A 15,882-nucleotide genomic window follows, 5' to 3' on the forward strand; every position below is an offset into this window, starting at 1 on the left:
TTACCCGAGATGCCCAACATGGATGTTCGTCAGTTCGCGTTCCTGCTCCGCCAGCCTTCGGCTGCCCTGCAAACCCGTGACACTTTCTGGGGGCTGTCCAAGCGTGGCCTGGCATTCATGCTGGCCAACATGATGTTCTGGCAGCCGCTGGTGGCCATGGCCGACGGTATCGCGGTCAACGGTAGCGCCACCAGCCTCGGCCAGGCTGGCAACGGCGTGCCCATCGTCAACATCGCCGCGCCCAGCGGCGCGGGCCTCTCGCACAACACCTTCAGCGACTACAACGTTGGCCAGCAGGGGGTGATCCTCAACAACGCCACCAACCGTACCCAGTCCACCCAGCTGGGCGGGATCATCCTGGGCAACAGCAATCTGGGCGGGCGTTCGGCCAGCGTGATCCTCAACGAGGTCAACGGCGCCAACCCCAGCCAGCTCAAGGGCTACACCGAAGTGGCGGGGCAAGCGGCGCATGTCATCGTCGCCAACCCCTATGGTGTTACCTGCAACGGCTGCGGCTTCATCAACACCCCCCGGGCCACCCTGACCACCGGCAAGCCGGTGGTGGAGAACGGCCAATTGCAGCGTTACCAGGTGGAGCAGGGCAGTGTCGCCATCGAGGGCGTGGGGCTCAACGCCAGCAATGTCGACCAGTTCGAGATCATTACCCGCAGCGCCAAGATCAATGCGCAGATCCAGGCCCGGCAACTGGCGGTGGTCGCTGGCGCCAACGACGTCGATGCGCGCACCCTCAAGGCCAGCGCGCGCGCCGCCAACCCGGCGGATGCGCCGCAACTGGCCATCGACTCGTCGGCCCTGGGCGGCATGTACGCCGGCGCCATCACCCTGGTCGGCACCGAGGCCGGGGTCGGGGTGAAGCTCGACGGCAAGCTGATCGCCAGCGGTGGCGACATCCAGCTCGACGCCAACGGCCAACTGCGCATGGCCCAGGTGACGGCCGACCAGGGCTCGGTGGCGATCAACGCCGGCCAGCTCGAGACCCAGGGCGCGGTGTATGCCGGCCGCGAACTGAAGGTCAAGACCCAGGGCGACCTGGACAACCGCAACAACCTGGTTGCCGGCCAGCGCATCGACCTCGACAGCGGTGGCCGCCTGACCAACCACGCCATCATCGAAGCCGGGGTCAATGCCGACAACAGCCGCAACGCCAGCGGCGACGTGCGCCTGAATGCGCAGCACATCGACAACCGCGGCCAGAGCGTGGTGGCCAGCCGCGACCTCAGCGCCAGCGCGGCGCAAACCCTGAGCAACCAGGGCGGTACCCTGAGCGGCCAACGCCAGCTGAGCGCCAGCGCCGAGACCCTCGACAACCACGACAAGGGTCGCCTGCTCAGCTCTGGCCAGGCCAACCTGCAAGCTGGCCGGCTGTTGAACGGTCAGGGCGGCTTGATCAAGGCCGACCAGGCCATCGAGGCGCGCGCCGGACACCTCGACAACAACGCCGGTGAGGTGCTCAGCCAGGGCAGCCTGAGCGCGCAGGTCGAGACGCTGGACAACCTCGCCGGCACCTTGAACGCCGGCCAGCACCTGAGCCTGACCGCCAGCGCCGCGGTGGACAACCGCGGTGGCCAGCTCACCAGCGTGCAGACCCTCGCGCTCAAGGCCGGGCAGGTGAACAACAGCGCCGCCGGGCGCATCGCCAGCAACCAGGCGTTGAGCGCCAATGTGCGCGGGCTCGACCAGCATGATGGCGGCCGCCTGACCAGCCTCGGCGAGCTGCGCCTGGACCTCGACAAAGGCCACCTGAACAACCGCGGTGGCTTGATAAATGCCCCGCGCCTGATCCTGAACAACCTCGACAGCGTCGACAACCACCAGGGCGAGATCTCCAGCGCCGAGGCCTTCGCGCTGGTGGCGCGCAACCTCGACAACAGCCTGGGCAAGCTGCTGGGCAACCAGGGCCTGAGCGTGCGTCTGGACGAGGCGCTGAACAACGTCGGCGGCCTGGTTTCGGCCAGTGGCGTCAGCGTGCACGCGGCCAGCCTGGGCAACCATGACGGCATCGTCACCAGCCGCGCCGACCTGGCCCTGACCCTGGCCGGTGCCAGCGACAACCAGGACGGCGAGATCTCCAGCGCCGGCAGCACCACCCTCACGGGCGCCAGCCTGGACAACCGCAACGGCCAGGTCAGTGGCGACGGCGCCTTGAATCTGGCCCTCGGCGGCGCCCTGGACAACCGCGACGGCCTGCTCGGCTCCGCCGGCAAGATCGACCTCGAGGCGGCCAGCCTGGACAACCGCGAGGCCGGCAAGCTGGTCGGCGACGCGGCCTTGAATGCCCGCATCGAAGGCCTGCTGGACAACCAGCAGGGCGAGATCATCGTCAAAGGCGCCATCGACCTGCGCGCCGCCAGCCTGGACAACCGCGCCGGCAAGCTGCGCGCCGACCAACAGGCCGTGCTCAACGTCGACCAGTTGGACAACCGCCAGCAAGGGTTGCTCAACAGCCTGGCGGCGCTGACCTACAACGGCACCCGGCTGGACAACCGTGGCGGCCTGCTGATTGCCGCAGGCCCGGTGCGCCTGCAGGGCGCCAGCCTGGACAACAGCGGCGGGCGCATTTCCAGCCAGCGCGCGCTGGTGGCCCAGGTGACCGAGGTTACCAACCACAAGGGCGTCATGGCCGCCGATGGCGATCTGAGCGTGAGCGGCACCCGCCTGGACAACGGCAACAGCGGCAAGCTCGGCAGCAAGCAGGCATTAAAGCTGGAGGTGGCCGAGGTCGACAACCGTGGCGGCGAGCTGTCGAGCCAGACCGGGCTGACGGTCAAGGGCGCCAAGCTCGACAACAGTGACAGCGGCAAGCTGCTCGCCGGTGGCGACCTCGAGCTGAAGGTGGGCGAACTGCTCAATCGCAATCAGGGCCTGCTGTCTGGCAAGGCCACGGTGAAAATCGTCGGCCAGCGCCTGGACAACGGCCAAGGCCGCCTGGTCGCCCGCCAGGCCCTGGACATCCGCCTGGACGCCGGCCTGGACAACCTGCTCGGCGTGATCAGCGCCGACGGTCGCCTGAGCGCCAGCGTTGGCCGCCTGGACAACAGCACCGGCAAGCTGTCGAGTGTCGATGCCCTGGCCGTGACCAGCCAGGGCGCGTTGCTCAACCGCAACGGCTCGATCATCGGCGACGCCAGCCTGACCCTCGCCAGCCAGACACTGGACAACAGCGAGGCCGGCCTGCTCAGCGGCCAGGGCGCGGTCAAGGTCGACACCGGCACCTTCGACAACGGCGCCGGTGCGCGGTTGGTCAGTGGCGATCGCCTCGACCTGACCACCGGCCAGCTCAACAATGGCCAGGGCAGCCGCATCGCCAGCGAAAAAGCCTTGGTCGCCAGCGTCAGCGGCCTGGCCCAGGACGGTGGCGAGTTGTTCAGCAAGAGCGCCCTGACCCTCGACCTGAACCAGGGGCGCCTGCGCAACCACAAAGGGTTGATCAACGCGCCGCTGCTGGTGCTCAAGCAACTGGCCGAGGTCGATAACCAGAGCGGCGAGATTTCCAGCGCCCAGGCCTTCACCCTGGCGGCCCGCAGCCTGGACAACAGCCACGGCAAGCTGATCGGCCAGCAAAGCCTGACCTTGCGCATCGAGCAGGTGTTGAACAACCTCGACGGCCTGGTTTCGGCCAATGGCCTGGACCTGCGCAGCCACAGCCTGGACAACAGCCAGGGGCTGATCAGCAGCCGGGGCACGCAGAACCTGGTGATCGACAGCGTGTTGAACAACCAGGACGGCACGCTGATCGCCGACCAACGCCTGGACCTGCAGGCTGGCACGCTGACCAACCAGCAAGGGCTGGTATCCGGCAAGCGCGCACTGCAGGCCAAGGTTGGCAACCTCGACAACCAGGCCGGCCAACTGCTGGCCGGGGAAGACCTGCAACTCAGTGGCGAGGTGCTCGACAACCGTCAGGGCGGCCAGGTGGCGGCGACCCAGAGCCTGGGCCTGCAAGTGGCCAAGGTGGACAACCGTGGCGGCGAGCTATCGGGCAAGGTCGACGTGACCCTGGTTGGCGCACGCCTGGACAACAGCGACGCTGGCAAGGTCCTGGCCGAGGGCCAGTTGCAACTGACCGTGGCCGAGCTGATCAACCGCAGCAAGGGCCTGCTTTCAGGCAAAGCCGGCCTGACCCTGAGCGGCGCCAGCCTGGACAACACTGGCGGCCTGCTGCGCAGCCAGCAAGCGCTGGCCGCGAGCCTGAGCGGCAAGCTGGATAACCGCGATGGCCAGATCGACGCCGAAGGTACCCTGGGCCTGGCCAGTGCCAGCCTCGACAACCGTGCCGGCGGTATTTCCAGCGGCGGTGCGTTGAGCCTCGAACAAACGGGGGAGATCCTCAACCAGGGCGGCGAACTGCTCACCGATGGCACGCTGCTGCTCAAAGGCGGCCACCTCGACAACAGCGACCAGGGCATCATCAGCGCCAAGGGCGCGGCCACCGTCACCACCAGCAGCCTGGACAACAGCCGCAAGGGGCGCCTGGACAGCGCCGCCAGCCTGACGCTGGTCAGCGGCCAATTGACCAACCGCGATGCCGGCCGCCTCGGCAGCAACGGCGCGGTGAGTGTCAGTGTCAGCGGCCTGGATCAGCAGGGCGGCCAGCTGTTCAGCCATAGCGCCCTGACCTTGGACCTCAACCACGGCCTGCTGGACAACCGCCGGGGCCTGATCAACGCGCCGCTGCTGGTGCTCAAGCAGCTCGATGGGGTCGACAACCAAGGTGGCGAGATATCCTCGGCCCAGGCTTTTACCCTGGCTGCCCGTAGCCTGGACAACAACGCTGGCAAGTTGCTGGGCAACCAGGCGCTGACCCTGCGCATCGACCAGGCCCTGAACAACATCAAGGGCCTGGTGGCGGCAGCGAGCGTCGATGCCCAGGCCGCCAGCCTGGATAACCGCGGCGGTACCCTGGCCAGTCGCGGCGATCTGCGCCTGCAACTGGCCGATGGCCTGAACAACGGCCAGCAAGGGCTGATCAGCGCAGTGGACAAGCTGGCGATCAGCAGCCGGTCGCTCGACAACCAGGGCGGGGCGCTGCTCGGCAGCGCCATCGCCATCGACCTGGGCAGCGCCACGGGTGACCTGAACAACGACGGCGGCCTGATCAAGACTGAGGGCGTGTTGACCCTCACGCATCTGCGCGACCTGAGCAACCAGGGCGGCGAGCTGTCCACCCAGCAAGGCCTGGTGCTCGAGGCTCGCAACCTGGACAACAGCGCTGGCAAGTTGATCAGCAGCGCCCAACTCACACTCAACGCCCAGCGCCTGCTCAACCAGGCCGGCCTGGTCTCGGGCTGGCAGGGGCTGAACGTCACTGTCGACAGCCTCGACAACCGCAACCTGGGCACCTTGTCCAGCCGCAGTGGCGCGTTGCAGGCGCAGGTCGGCGGCGACCTGCTCAACAGCGGTGGTGGCGCCTTGGTCAGCCAGCAGGCGCTGACGGTCAAGGCCGTCAACCTGGACAACAGCGCCAAGGGCATCCTCTCCAGCGGCGCCAATCAACACCTGGATATCACCGGCCGGCTCGACAACGGCCAGGGTGGCCTGATCGATAGCGGCGCGGCCCTGACCCTCAAGGCCGTGACCCTGGGCAACGTCGCCGGTGCTATCAACGCCCAGCAGGCCCTGACGCTCAACGCCACTACCCTGGACAACAGCGGCGGCACCTTGGTCGGTAATGGCGCGGTCAGCCTCGACCTGCTCGGCGCCTTGACCAATACCCAAGGCAAGCTGGCCAGCGCCGGCCCGCTGCGCATCGAGCGTGCCACCCAGGTCGGCAACCAGGGCGGGCAAATCGTCAGCCAGGGCCTGCTGAGCCTGCTGGCCGGCAGCCTCGACAACCGCAACCGTGGCACGCTGGCGTCCAGCCAGGCCTTGACCCTGAGCGTGGCCGGCGCCGTGCAGAACGACGCCGACGGCCTGATCTACAGCCAGGGCGGCGACCTCGAGGTACACGCCGCCAGCCTGAGCAACGCCAAGGGCACGCTGCAAGGGCAGGGCGCCCTGCAGCTGGTGACCGGCGATATCGACAACCAGGGCGGGCGGATTCTCGCCGACAGTGGCAACCTCGACGTCAGCGCCGGCCAACTGGACAACCGTGGCGGTGTGCTGGCCAGCCTCAAGGGTGGCGTGAGCGCCGACCTGCGCGGCGTGCTGCGCAACGGCTATGACCTGAACAACAACCGCCAGGGCGGCGTGACCCAGGGCCAGTTCCTGACCCTCAAGGCCCTGGGTGGCATCGATAACTATGGCGGGCGTATTTCCGCCCAGGGCGGCGACGCCAAAATCACCACCGCCGACTTCGACAACCGTAACGGCGGCTTGTACGCCAAGGGCCTGGTGCAGGTCAGCGGCGGCAATTTCGACAACAGTGGCGACAACCACGGCCAGATCGGCGGCCAGCGCATCGACCTCGACCTCAGCGGTGCGCTGAACAACCGCTCGGGCATCATCGAAAGCGACAGCACCCTGGCGATCAAGGCCGCCAGCCTCGACAACCAGGCCGGCCAACTGCGCGCCCTGGGCAACAGCGGCGCCACTCGCCTGCAGATTGGCGGCCAGTTCGACAACCGCAACGGCACCCTGGAAACCGCCAACACCGACCTCAGCCTGGGCGTCGGCAGCTTCCTCAACGGCGGCGGCAGCCTGCTGCACGTGGGCAACGGCACCTTCGATATCGCCACCGCCCATGTCACCGGTGCCGGCGGCAGCATCGTCACCCGTGGCGGCCTGACCCTCAACGCTGGCAGCTGGCGCAACAGCAACGTCATCCAGGCCGGGCGCCTGACGGTCAATGTCGGCGATTTCAGCCAGACCGCCAGCGGCCAGCTACTGGCCAGCCAAGCGCTGGTCGGCAGTGGCGGCAACTGGAGCAACGATGGCCTGATCGCCAGTGACGGCAGCCTCAGCCTGAATCTGGGCGGCACCTACACGGGCAGCGGCCGCCTGAGCAGCCGTGGCGACCTCGGCCTTGGCGCCGGGCAGCTCAACCTTGGCGGCACCGGCAGCATCGCCGGCGGCGGCGCGACCAGCGTCTCGGTTGCCGGGCAACTGAACAACGCCGGGCGCCTGACCTCCGCGGCCGGCCTCAGCCTTGGCGCCGGCGCCGTCAACAACACCGGCACCCTGGGCGCGGCGCAGAACATGACCCTGACCACCGGCGCCCTGGTCAACGACCATGGCCTGCTGTTCAGCGGTGCCGACATGGGCCTGCGCGTCGACAGCCTGAACAACAGTTACGCCGATGTGTACAGCCTCGGCAGCCTGACCATCGACCGCGACGGCCAGGGCAGCTTGGCCAGCCGCATCGTCAACAGCTCGGGCTCGCTGCAAAGCGATGGCTCGATGAGCCTGGCCGCCAGCACCATCGAGAACGTGCGCGCGGTGCTCAAGACCGACAACAAGGGCGTGTACACCGCCCGCATCGGTGAAGTCGCCTGTATCGAGGGCTACAACGCCGGCGACTGCGGCGGCAAGCGCAACCACGTCTGGGAAATCGTCCAGCGCGACAAGTTCGATGTCACCGAGGCCAGCGCCGCGTCGAACATCACCACGGGCGCCAACCTCACGATCCGCGGCGGCGACCTGCTCAACAGCAGCAGCACCATCGCTGCCGCCGGCAGCCTGGTGGCGTCGGTGAACAACCTCACCAACAGCGGCGTGGAGACCGGCGAGACCGAGACCACCCGTATCTTCCGCTCGGCGCGCACCAAGAACGCCGGCGGCTGGTACAGCGTCGCCAACTCGGTCACCAGCAAGTACTGGTACGAGAGCGCGGGCTACAACCCCAACGACCTGGGCGGCCTACAAGGCGCCCTGGCCGGCTTCATCGGCATGACAGAAGCGGAGCTGGTATCGCTGGGCAGCAGCCGCAAGCTCGCAGGCGGCGACCAGAGCTACGCCGGGGTGATGCAGGCCGGCGGCGCGGTGAGCATCACGGCCGGCAACAACATCAGCAACAGCGTGGTACGTCCGGGCTACGACTACATCGGCAGCGGCGCGCGAACCGACACCTCGGCGCCGGGCACGGCGTTCTCCACCCGGATCAACCTCAACCAGCAGTTGCCGCCAGACCTGGCCCAGCAGCAGGTCAATCCGCTGGCGCTGCCCGGCTTCAGCCTGCCGAGCGGCCAGCATGGCTTGTTCCGCCTGAGCAGCGACGCAGGCAGCGTGCCGGCCAACAGCGGCCCGCAAACCTGGACACTGGGCGGCGCCAGCCTGAGCGCGGTGCAACGCCAGCAACCGCTGCCGCTGGCACAGGCCCGCGATATCAACCTGGCCGACGCCGCCCAGGCGGCCGCGCGTCGTACCGAACTGAGCACCGCCAACCGCGTCCCGGTGGGCAGCATCGGCGAGGCCAGCGCCCTCGACACCGCCTTGCCTGGCAGCGGCAACGGCCCGCTGTTGCCGGGGCGATCGTCGGTAGATGACGCCATCAGCCAGGCGTCGACCCTAGCCGGCCAGGCCCCGGCGCCGATCAGCATCGACCGGGTGCAGGGCCTGCCCGACAGCAGCGTGCGCAGCAACCCGCACAAGTACCTGATCGAAACCAACCCGGTACTCACCGACCTCAAGCAGTTCATGAGTTCGGACTACCTGCTGGGCAAGCTCGGCTACGACCCCGACCTGAGCGCCAAGCGCCTGGGCGACGGTTTCTACGAGCAGAAGCTGGTGCAGCAGGCCGTGGTCGCGCGCACCGGCCAGCGCTTCATTGGCGGCCAGGACACCGACGAGAAGCTGTTCAAGTACCTGATGGACAACGCCATCCAGAGCAAGCAGCAGCTCAACCTGGCGGTGGGCGTCAGCCTGACCGCCGAGCAGGTGGCGGCCCTGACCCACGACATCGTCTGGCTGGAAAGCGCCGAGGTGAATGGCGAGCAGGTGCTGGTGCCGGTGCTCTACCTGGCCCACTCCAACGACCGCCTGGCGCCCAACGGCGCGTTGATCGCCGGCAGCGACGTCAACCTGATCGCCGGGCAGAACCTCGACAACGTCGGTACCCTGCGCGCGAGCAACAACCTCTCGGCCCAGGCTGGCAACAACCTGGTCAACAGTGGCCTGGTCCAGGCCGGCAACCGCCTTGACCTGCTGGCGGGCAACAACCTGGTGAACCAGGCCGGCGGCATCATCGCCGGGCGTGACGTGAGCCTCACTGCCACCCAGGATGTGATCAACGAACGCACGCTGACTTCGCACCAGAGCAGCAACGGCAGCTATGCCCAGCGGCGCGACTTCGTCGACAACGCAGCCCGGGTCGAGGCGGCCAACAACCTGGCGATCAATGCCGGGCGCGACCTGGTCAATCGTGGCGGCGTGCTCGAAAGTGGCGCCGACACCAGCCTCAAGGCCGGGCGCGATGTCAGGTTGACCGCGGTCGAGCAAGTGGTCAGCAACGACCAGGGCGTGCGCTCCAACGGCCTGAGCGTGACCCAGAACGGCGCGAGCCTCAAGACCGGACGTGACCTGGCCGTCAGTGCCGGGCGCGATATCACCGCGGTCGCCAGTGCCATCGAGGCCAAGCGCGATGTAGCGATGACCGCGACCGGGGACCTGAGCCTGGTGTCCGCCGCCAACGAGCAGCATTCGGCGAGCAAGACCAGGAAGGTCACCAGCCAGGAAGATCATGTCCAGCAAGTGGCCAGCACCGTGCTGGCCGGCGGCAACGTGACGCTCAAGGCCGGCGATGACCTGAGCCTGAGCGCCAGCCGGGTGACCGCGGGCAATGAGGCGTATCTGTATGCCGGCGGTGACGTGAACCTGGTCGCCGAGGAAAACAGCGACTACAGCTATTACCGCAAGACCAAGACCAGCCGCTCCGGACTTTCGAGCAGCCAGAAAACCCGCATCGACAGCAGCAATGCGGTCACCCAGGAAGGCTCGTCGGTCAGCGGCGACACGGTGGCGATCCGCGCCGGGCAGGATATCGGCGTCTCGGCCAGCAGTATCGTGTCGACCCACGACACGCGCCTGGTGGCGGGTGGCAACGTACAGATCGAGAGCGCCACGCAAACCTTCGAGCAGAGCCAGTCGACTTCGAAGAAAAAGTCCGGCCTGCTCAGCAGTGGCGGCATCGGCTTCACCCTCGGTTCGACCAGCCTGGAGAACACCTCCACCAGCAAGACCGAGAGCGGCAAGGCCAGCACCGTCGGCAGCGTGCTCGGCAGCGTGTCCATCGAGGCCGGCAAGGACCTGGGCATCAAGGGCTCCGAGGTCATCGCCGGCAAGGACATCACCCTGGTCGGGCAGAACGTCGAGATCGTCGCGGCCGAACACCACAACACCAGCGAGCAGACGTCCAAGAGCAAGAGCAGCGGCCTGACCCTGGCCTTGTCCGGCACGGTCGGCAGCGCCGTGGACGCCGCCTACCAGACCACCAAGCAGGCCACCCAGGAAGAAGACAGCCGGCTCTCGGCCCTGCAAGGCATCAAGGCCGGCCTGACCGGCATCCAGGCCTGGCAGGCCGCGCAGGAAAATGGCGGCATGACCTCGGAGAACGCCGGCCAGTTCGTCGGCGTCTCCATCTCGCTCGGCGGGCAGAAGTCCAGCTCGCGCCAGACCCAGGAGCAGACCGTCAGCCAGGGCAGCAGCCTGACCAGCGGCAACGACCTGACCATCGTCGCCAAAGGCAACCAGGCAGACGCCACGGGCGGCGATATCCATGTGCAGGGCAGCAAGCTCAAGGCTGGCAACGACCTGTCGCTGGAGGCCGAGCGTGACATTTTGCTGGAGGCCGCGGCCAACACGCAGAAGCTGGACGGCAAGAACAGCAGCAGTGGCGGCGCCATCGGCGCCAGTATCGGTGTTGGCCCGAACGGCGGTGGCCTGAGCATCTTCGCCAATGCCAACAAAGGCAGCGGCAAGGAGAAGGGCAACGGCACCACCTGGAGCGAAACCACCCTGGATGCCGGTCACCAGGCCAGCTTGCTCAGCGGGCGGGATACCACGCTCAAGGGGGCGCAGGTCAACGGTGACAAGGTGGTCGCCGATGTGGGGCGCGACCTTACGCTGCAGAGCCTGCAGGACACCGACGACTACAAGTCCAAGCAGAGCAACGTCAGCGGCGGCGCGAGCGTCACCATCATTGGTGCCGGCGGAGCCAGCGGCAACCTCAGCGTCAGCCAGAGCAAGCTCGACTCCACCTACAAGAGCGTGCAGGAGCAGACCGGGCTGTTCGCCGGCAAGGGCGGTTACCAGGTCGAGGTGGGCAAGCACACCCAGCTCGACGGCAGCGTCATCGCCAGCACCGCCGAAGCCGACAAGAACCGCCTGAGCACCGGCACCCTGGGCTGGAGCGATATCAAGAACAAGGCCGAGTTCAAGAGCGAGATGGCCAGCGCCAGCATCAGCGGTGGCAACAGCGGCTCGAGCGGTTTCACCAGCAACATGCCGACCGGCACGCTGATCGCCTTCAACCACAGTGGCAGCGCCAGCGGCACCACCTCCTCGGCGGTGTCCGACGGCACCCTGCAGATCCGCGATCCAGACCAGCAGAAGCAGGACGTCGCGACCCTGAGCCGTGACGTCGAGCATGCCAACGACAGCATCAGCCCGATCTTCGACAAGGAGAAAGAGCAGCGGCGTCTGCAGCAGGTGCAGTTGATTGCCGATATCGGCAACCAGGTGTCGGACATCGTGCGCACCCAGGGCCAGCTCAAGGCCAAGGAGGAAGGCCGTGCCGAGCTGAAGGCGCGTGGAGTCGAGGAGCCGGGGAAAGACGCGAGCCAAGAGGCGGTACAGGAGTACCAGAGAAAGCTGGCGGGTACCGATGCTTACCAGAGGATCATGGGTAAGTACGGTACCGGAAGCGATTATCAGAAGGCGACTCAGGCGGTCACAGCGGCGCTACAGGGCCTTGCCGGGGGCAACATCGGCGGTGCGCTTGCGGGCGCGTCGGCGCCATACCTGGCCGGGGTGATCAAGAGGGTTGCTGGTGACAATGAAACTGCACGGATCATGGCGCATGCGGTTCTCGGTGCAGTTGTCGCCCAGGCGCAGGGGAACTCGGCGGCGGCGGGTGCGGCAGGTGCGGCAGGCGGTGAGCTGACTGCCCGATTGATCACCCAGCAACTGTACGGCACCAGTGATACCAGTGCCCTGAGTGAAGAGCAAAAGCAGACAATAGCCGCGCTATCGACCTTGGCGGCTGGTTTCGCAGGCGGTGTTGCGAGCGGTAATGGCACGGATGCTATTGCGGGTGCTGGGGCGGGTAAGAATGCGGTGGAGAACAACCACTTAGGAACCGGCGTCAACATTTTTGGCCACCAGCTGGGCCAGAATCAAATAGCCGAGTTCAGTCAGGAACTTAAAGCTTCCTGTGGCGATGCAGGTGGCTCGCAAGATTGCCTGAAGACATATGACAAGTGGAAAGAAACCTCCTATCGGCAAGGTGGCCTGGATACGAAAGAGGCGCAAGCGGGCTGGGAGGAGTTCGTACAGGCAGTTTACACAGACAAAGTGTTACCCCTGTGTAAAGGCAACGCTGCTTGCGAGCGGAATGTCGCTACTCATATGGCTGTCACAACGATCACCTATGCGGGCGACAGCGCAGGCATAGGGCAAGCGGTGGGTGAGGCCACCCGAGCCGTCAACCTAGCCAATGGGAACTGGGTTCGTACGGGATTGCAAGTCGTAGAGGATGCAGGTTTACTAGCTACGCTTGGCAGCATGGCGGGGGTGTTCTCAAAAGCAGGTAGTGTCGGAGCAAAAGGGGGAGGGGCTGCCGGAAAGTTAGAGACTCCCAAAATCACGATGAACCGCCAGAACGGCTCAGCATTTGAGAAACAAGTAGTTGATGCGTTCAGTCATGTGGGGGGTACGAAAAATACAACTCTGGTAACTGTTCAACTCCCTAATGGAAAGCAGGTAACAACAATCCCAGATATGTGGGGTAGAAATACTGGTGGGTTGCTCGAAGTCAAAAATGTTAAAAATCTATCTATGTCTGACCAGTTGCGCGCACAGTTGCAGTTAGCCGAAATGACTGGGCAGCCATTTAATTTGGTTGTAAGTCCACGGACACAGAGTATTTCTGCACCGCTAAAGGCAAGGATAGATGCAGTTACAAGTAAGGTTGGTGGAGGTATATACAGATATGATCCTTCTACTAAATTGCTGTCAGATTTCTAATTTATTTGGTGGGTTATGCTGCGCATCTCTGTAATAACAAATTTTGATACTACAAATTGGATTGTTGGGAGTCAGGTTCTTTCGGCATTTTCAGAACGGGATTCAAAGCTTATTCCGGAAAGCTTATTTCAATGGGAAAGTCGCATTGCTGACTTTGAAAATGTTCCTGCTTGTGAGGCACATTGGGCTCAAATGGCGACAATGCAGGTTCAGGGTTCAAAAATGGAGTTTCCTATAGGGCTCCGCTGGAAGAGAAAAAAGGTAGCAAAGTATGATGCGGAGATTAGTCATACTCATAGGAATGTGAAGGGCGAGCAAATAGATGGCTCACTTATTGTGCAAGCACAATTTAATAGTAAAATCGATTGGTTCAGTGTTTTTCGAGAGACATGCTTAGCTATGAGAGCAAGCTATGCTCTGATGCATGTTTTTCATGAAAGTGAAGCCGTTAATGTAAGGCCTGGGACTTCGGAGAGCTATTTTCTTTCTGGTGTTCTACATCGTGGCACGATACCGAATATTGGCTGGGCAGTATTTTATGGTGAAGAATTCGCTGGGTCAGTTGACGTTGATCGAATTGCAGGTGCAGGATTTCCTATTGAAAAAATAGGCAGCGGTTACTTGGTAAGAGTTACAGAAAATATTCAAGATGTTGTGAACGATTTCCCTCTTTTTTCTAGGCGTCGTGCTGAGCTCAAAGCTTTGTTTCGGGAGGGTTTTTTTCTCATCCAAGACGAGCCCCTAATCTGAGTGCTTATTTATCTGATCTCTTGGAGCAAAAGGCGCAGGGGTTGTAATTGAAGTTCCGCAGATTACCCTCAATCGCCAAAATTGCACTGCGTTTGAGCGACAAGTCGTGGATGCATTCGACCATGTGGGTGGGGTGAAAAATACAACTCCCGTAACTGTTTAGCTTCCTAATGGTGCGCAAGTAACAACGATTCCTGACTTGTGGGGAAAAACGTAGGAGGTCTGTTAGAGGTTAAAAATGTCCAGAACCTTTCAATGTCTAGCCAGTTGCGGGCGCAGGTTAAAGTTGCAAGCGACACTGGTCAGCCTTTGAATCTTGTTGTGAGTCCTAGAACAAGCAATGTCTCTGGGGAACTCATACGTCAGGTGAGAAGTGCTGGTGGTGATGTTTTTAGATGTGATCCGCCACGGGCGACTTGGCGAGGTTTTGATAATATATGAAGTCAGGGATATCGAGTGAGTGGCAAGGAAATATCCTTCGGTAGATCCTGTGGTACGGGGCGTTGTAGGCCGGATATTGTGGCTGAAGCGCCTGATGGAACGATTAGGATAATTGAGGTTAAGACGGGTAACGCTGATCTAAGTATCTGGTAGTCTGAAATTTCCCCGCAGATTCGTGATGGCAGCTCAATTCCTAGAGGGCAGGTGGCTGAACGTTTCGGTCTTATTCCAGGCAAGCCACTCAGAGAGCAAGGCTATCCCAATGGAATTCCGGTTGAGATCATGAATTTTCCAGGTGCTAAGTAGTGAAGGAAATAGAGATATTGCCAGCTCTAGAGGGGCTTGGCTGGAGATGCGGCAAAGATGAGGTTGGGGATTGTTTTTGCCTAATGGACGTTGGCGATGTCCAGGTTCAGATTATTCCGGCTATAGGGAAGCGCTCTGATCATTTTAGGGTTTCATTAATGCCATCTGTTTCTACAAGGAGTTTTACGGCGGCAGCTGCATTCGTTTTGGGTGAGGCCCGTGATTATGTACCGATCATTGTGAGTAATGACGTGCCGGAGAAAATAGTCGATTTCTCGCTGGATGATGTCGTTAGACTTTCTCGAAGTGCTATATCTTGGGCGTCTGCTCAAGATATAGAAAAAGGCTTGGCAGCTTATAGAGCTTTGCCAACAAATTCGAAGGGCGCTATGCCGTTGCGGCACTTGGCCGCGTTGGCGATAGCTGGAGACGTTAGCTGTCTTGCACACTATCAGTTCAGCTTCGAGCAGGGTGACAGATTAGGGTTTGTTCCGTATATCACCCAAGACATGATAGCGCGCGCTCTCTTGATTGCGCGAGATGTGCGTTGACGCTAATCACCCAACGCCGGCCCCGCGCCGGTGTTGTTCTATTTGCGCTCAGCGGCAGGCAGTAGCTGCCCATCCACATCGAGCATCCAGCCGGTTGCACAGAGCCGTTTCGCATGCTTAGCATGCGCCCCCTCCGCCCACGGCCATGCGGGATCAATGGCCGGTTCAAGGACCATGGACGTATGCTGGCGCTGTTTTCCCGTTTGCTGCTTCACGCGCTCGCCTGCGTGGCGTTTCCCTATCTGCTCGCGCTGGGCTTCGACCTGTATCGCCAGCATGTCGGCCCACCACTGGCTCGTGGTGTCGGCGTGGGCCTGGCCACGATGCTGGTGTTCTACACCTTCGTGTTCTGCAACCTGCTGATGGTGGTGATCCCCCGCCTGCTGATCCGTTGGGCGTTGACGGGCCTGCTGGCGCTGCTGGTGCTGTTCTACTTCAACCCCCATCACCCCGTGCGCGCCCTGGGCTTTGCCGCAGTCTGCGTGGCGCTGTGCGCAGCGGCGATCCTGCTGACCGGGCCGCTGACGGCCTGGTTGCGGGCGACCCTCAAACGCTGAAGACGGGCAGGACGCAACCTGTAAATTTCGTAAATAAGATTTAAATGCATATGAGAATATCTATATTTACCATCCCTGACGGTTCCCCAGGCCCTGCCTGAGCGACCGGTGGGCGAGGGGCCCGCCGGTTCGGAGCCCTG

At 63.3% G+C, this 15,882-nt stretch carries 5 protein-coding genes; all 5 read left to right on the plus strand.

Features of this window, described 5'->3' with window-relative positions; translation table 11 throughout:
• Nucleotides 1–18: 18 nt before the first annotated feature.
• Nucleotides 19–13,137 carry a hemagglutinin repeat-containing protein gene (locus tag E3U47_RS25195; RefSeq protein ID WP_256660230.1) on the plus strand — a complete coding sequence of 4,373 codons (13,119 nt, stop codon included), beginning with the start codon at nucleotides 19–21 and terminating at the stop codon, nucleotides 13,135–13,137.
• A 15-nt stretch (nucleotides 13,138–13,152) separates the two neighbouring features.
• On the plus strand, nucleotides 13,153–13,887 hold the full coding sequence (locus tag E3U47_RS06215; RefSeq protein WP_134690124.1) for a hypothetical protein: 735 nt from the start codon (nucleotides 13,153–13,155) through the stop codon (nucleotides 13,885–13,887).
• Between the two features lie 255 nt (nucleotides 13,888–14,142).
• Nucleotides 14,143–14,328, plus strand: coding sequence for a putative toxin (locus tag E3U47_RS25440; protein ID WP_372239486.1), 186 nt, complete (start codon nucleotides 14,143–14,145; stop codon nucleotides 14,326–14,328).
• A gap of 305 nt (nucleotides 14,329–14,633) precedes the next feature.
• The gene (locus E3U47_RS06225; RefSeq protein WP_134690126.1) at nucleotides 14,634–15,185 is read left to right on the plus strand and encodes a hypothetical protein; all 552 of its coding nucleotides are present in this window, start codon (nucleotides 14,634–14,636) and stop codon (nucleotides 15,183–15,185) included.
• A gap of 182 nt (nucleotides 15,186–15,367) precedes the next feature.
• Nucleotides 15,368–15,742: a hypothetical protein gene (locus tag E3U47_RS06230; protein WP_134690127.1), complete on the plus strand. Its 375-nt coding sequence runs from the start codon at nucleotides 15,368–15,370 to the stop codon at nucleotides 15,740–15,742.
• The last annotated feature ends 140 nt before the right edge of the window (nucleotides 15,743–15,882 follow it).

It is taken from the genome of Pseudomonas sp. RIT623, from assembly GCF_004519305.1.
In the GTDB taxonomy this organism is placed as follows: Bacteria; Pseudomonadota; Gammaproteobacteria; order Pseudomonadales; family Pseudomonadaceae; genus Aquipseudomonas.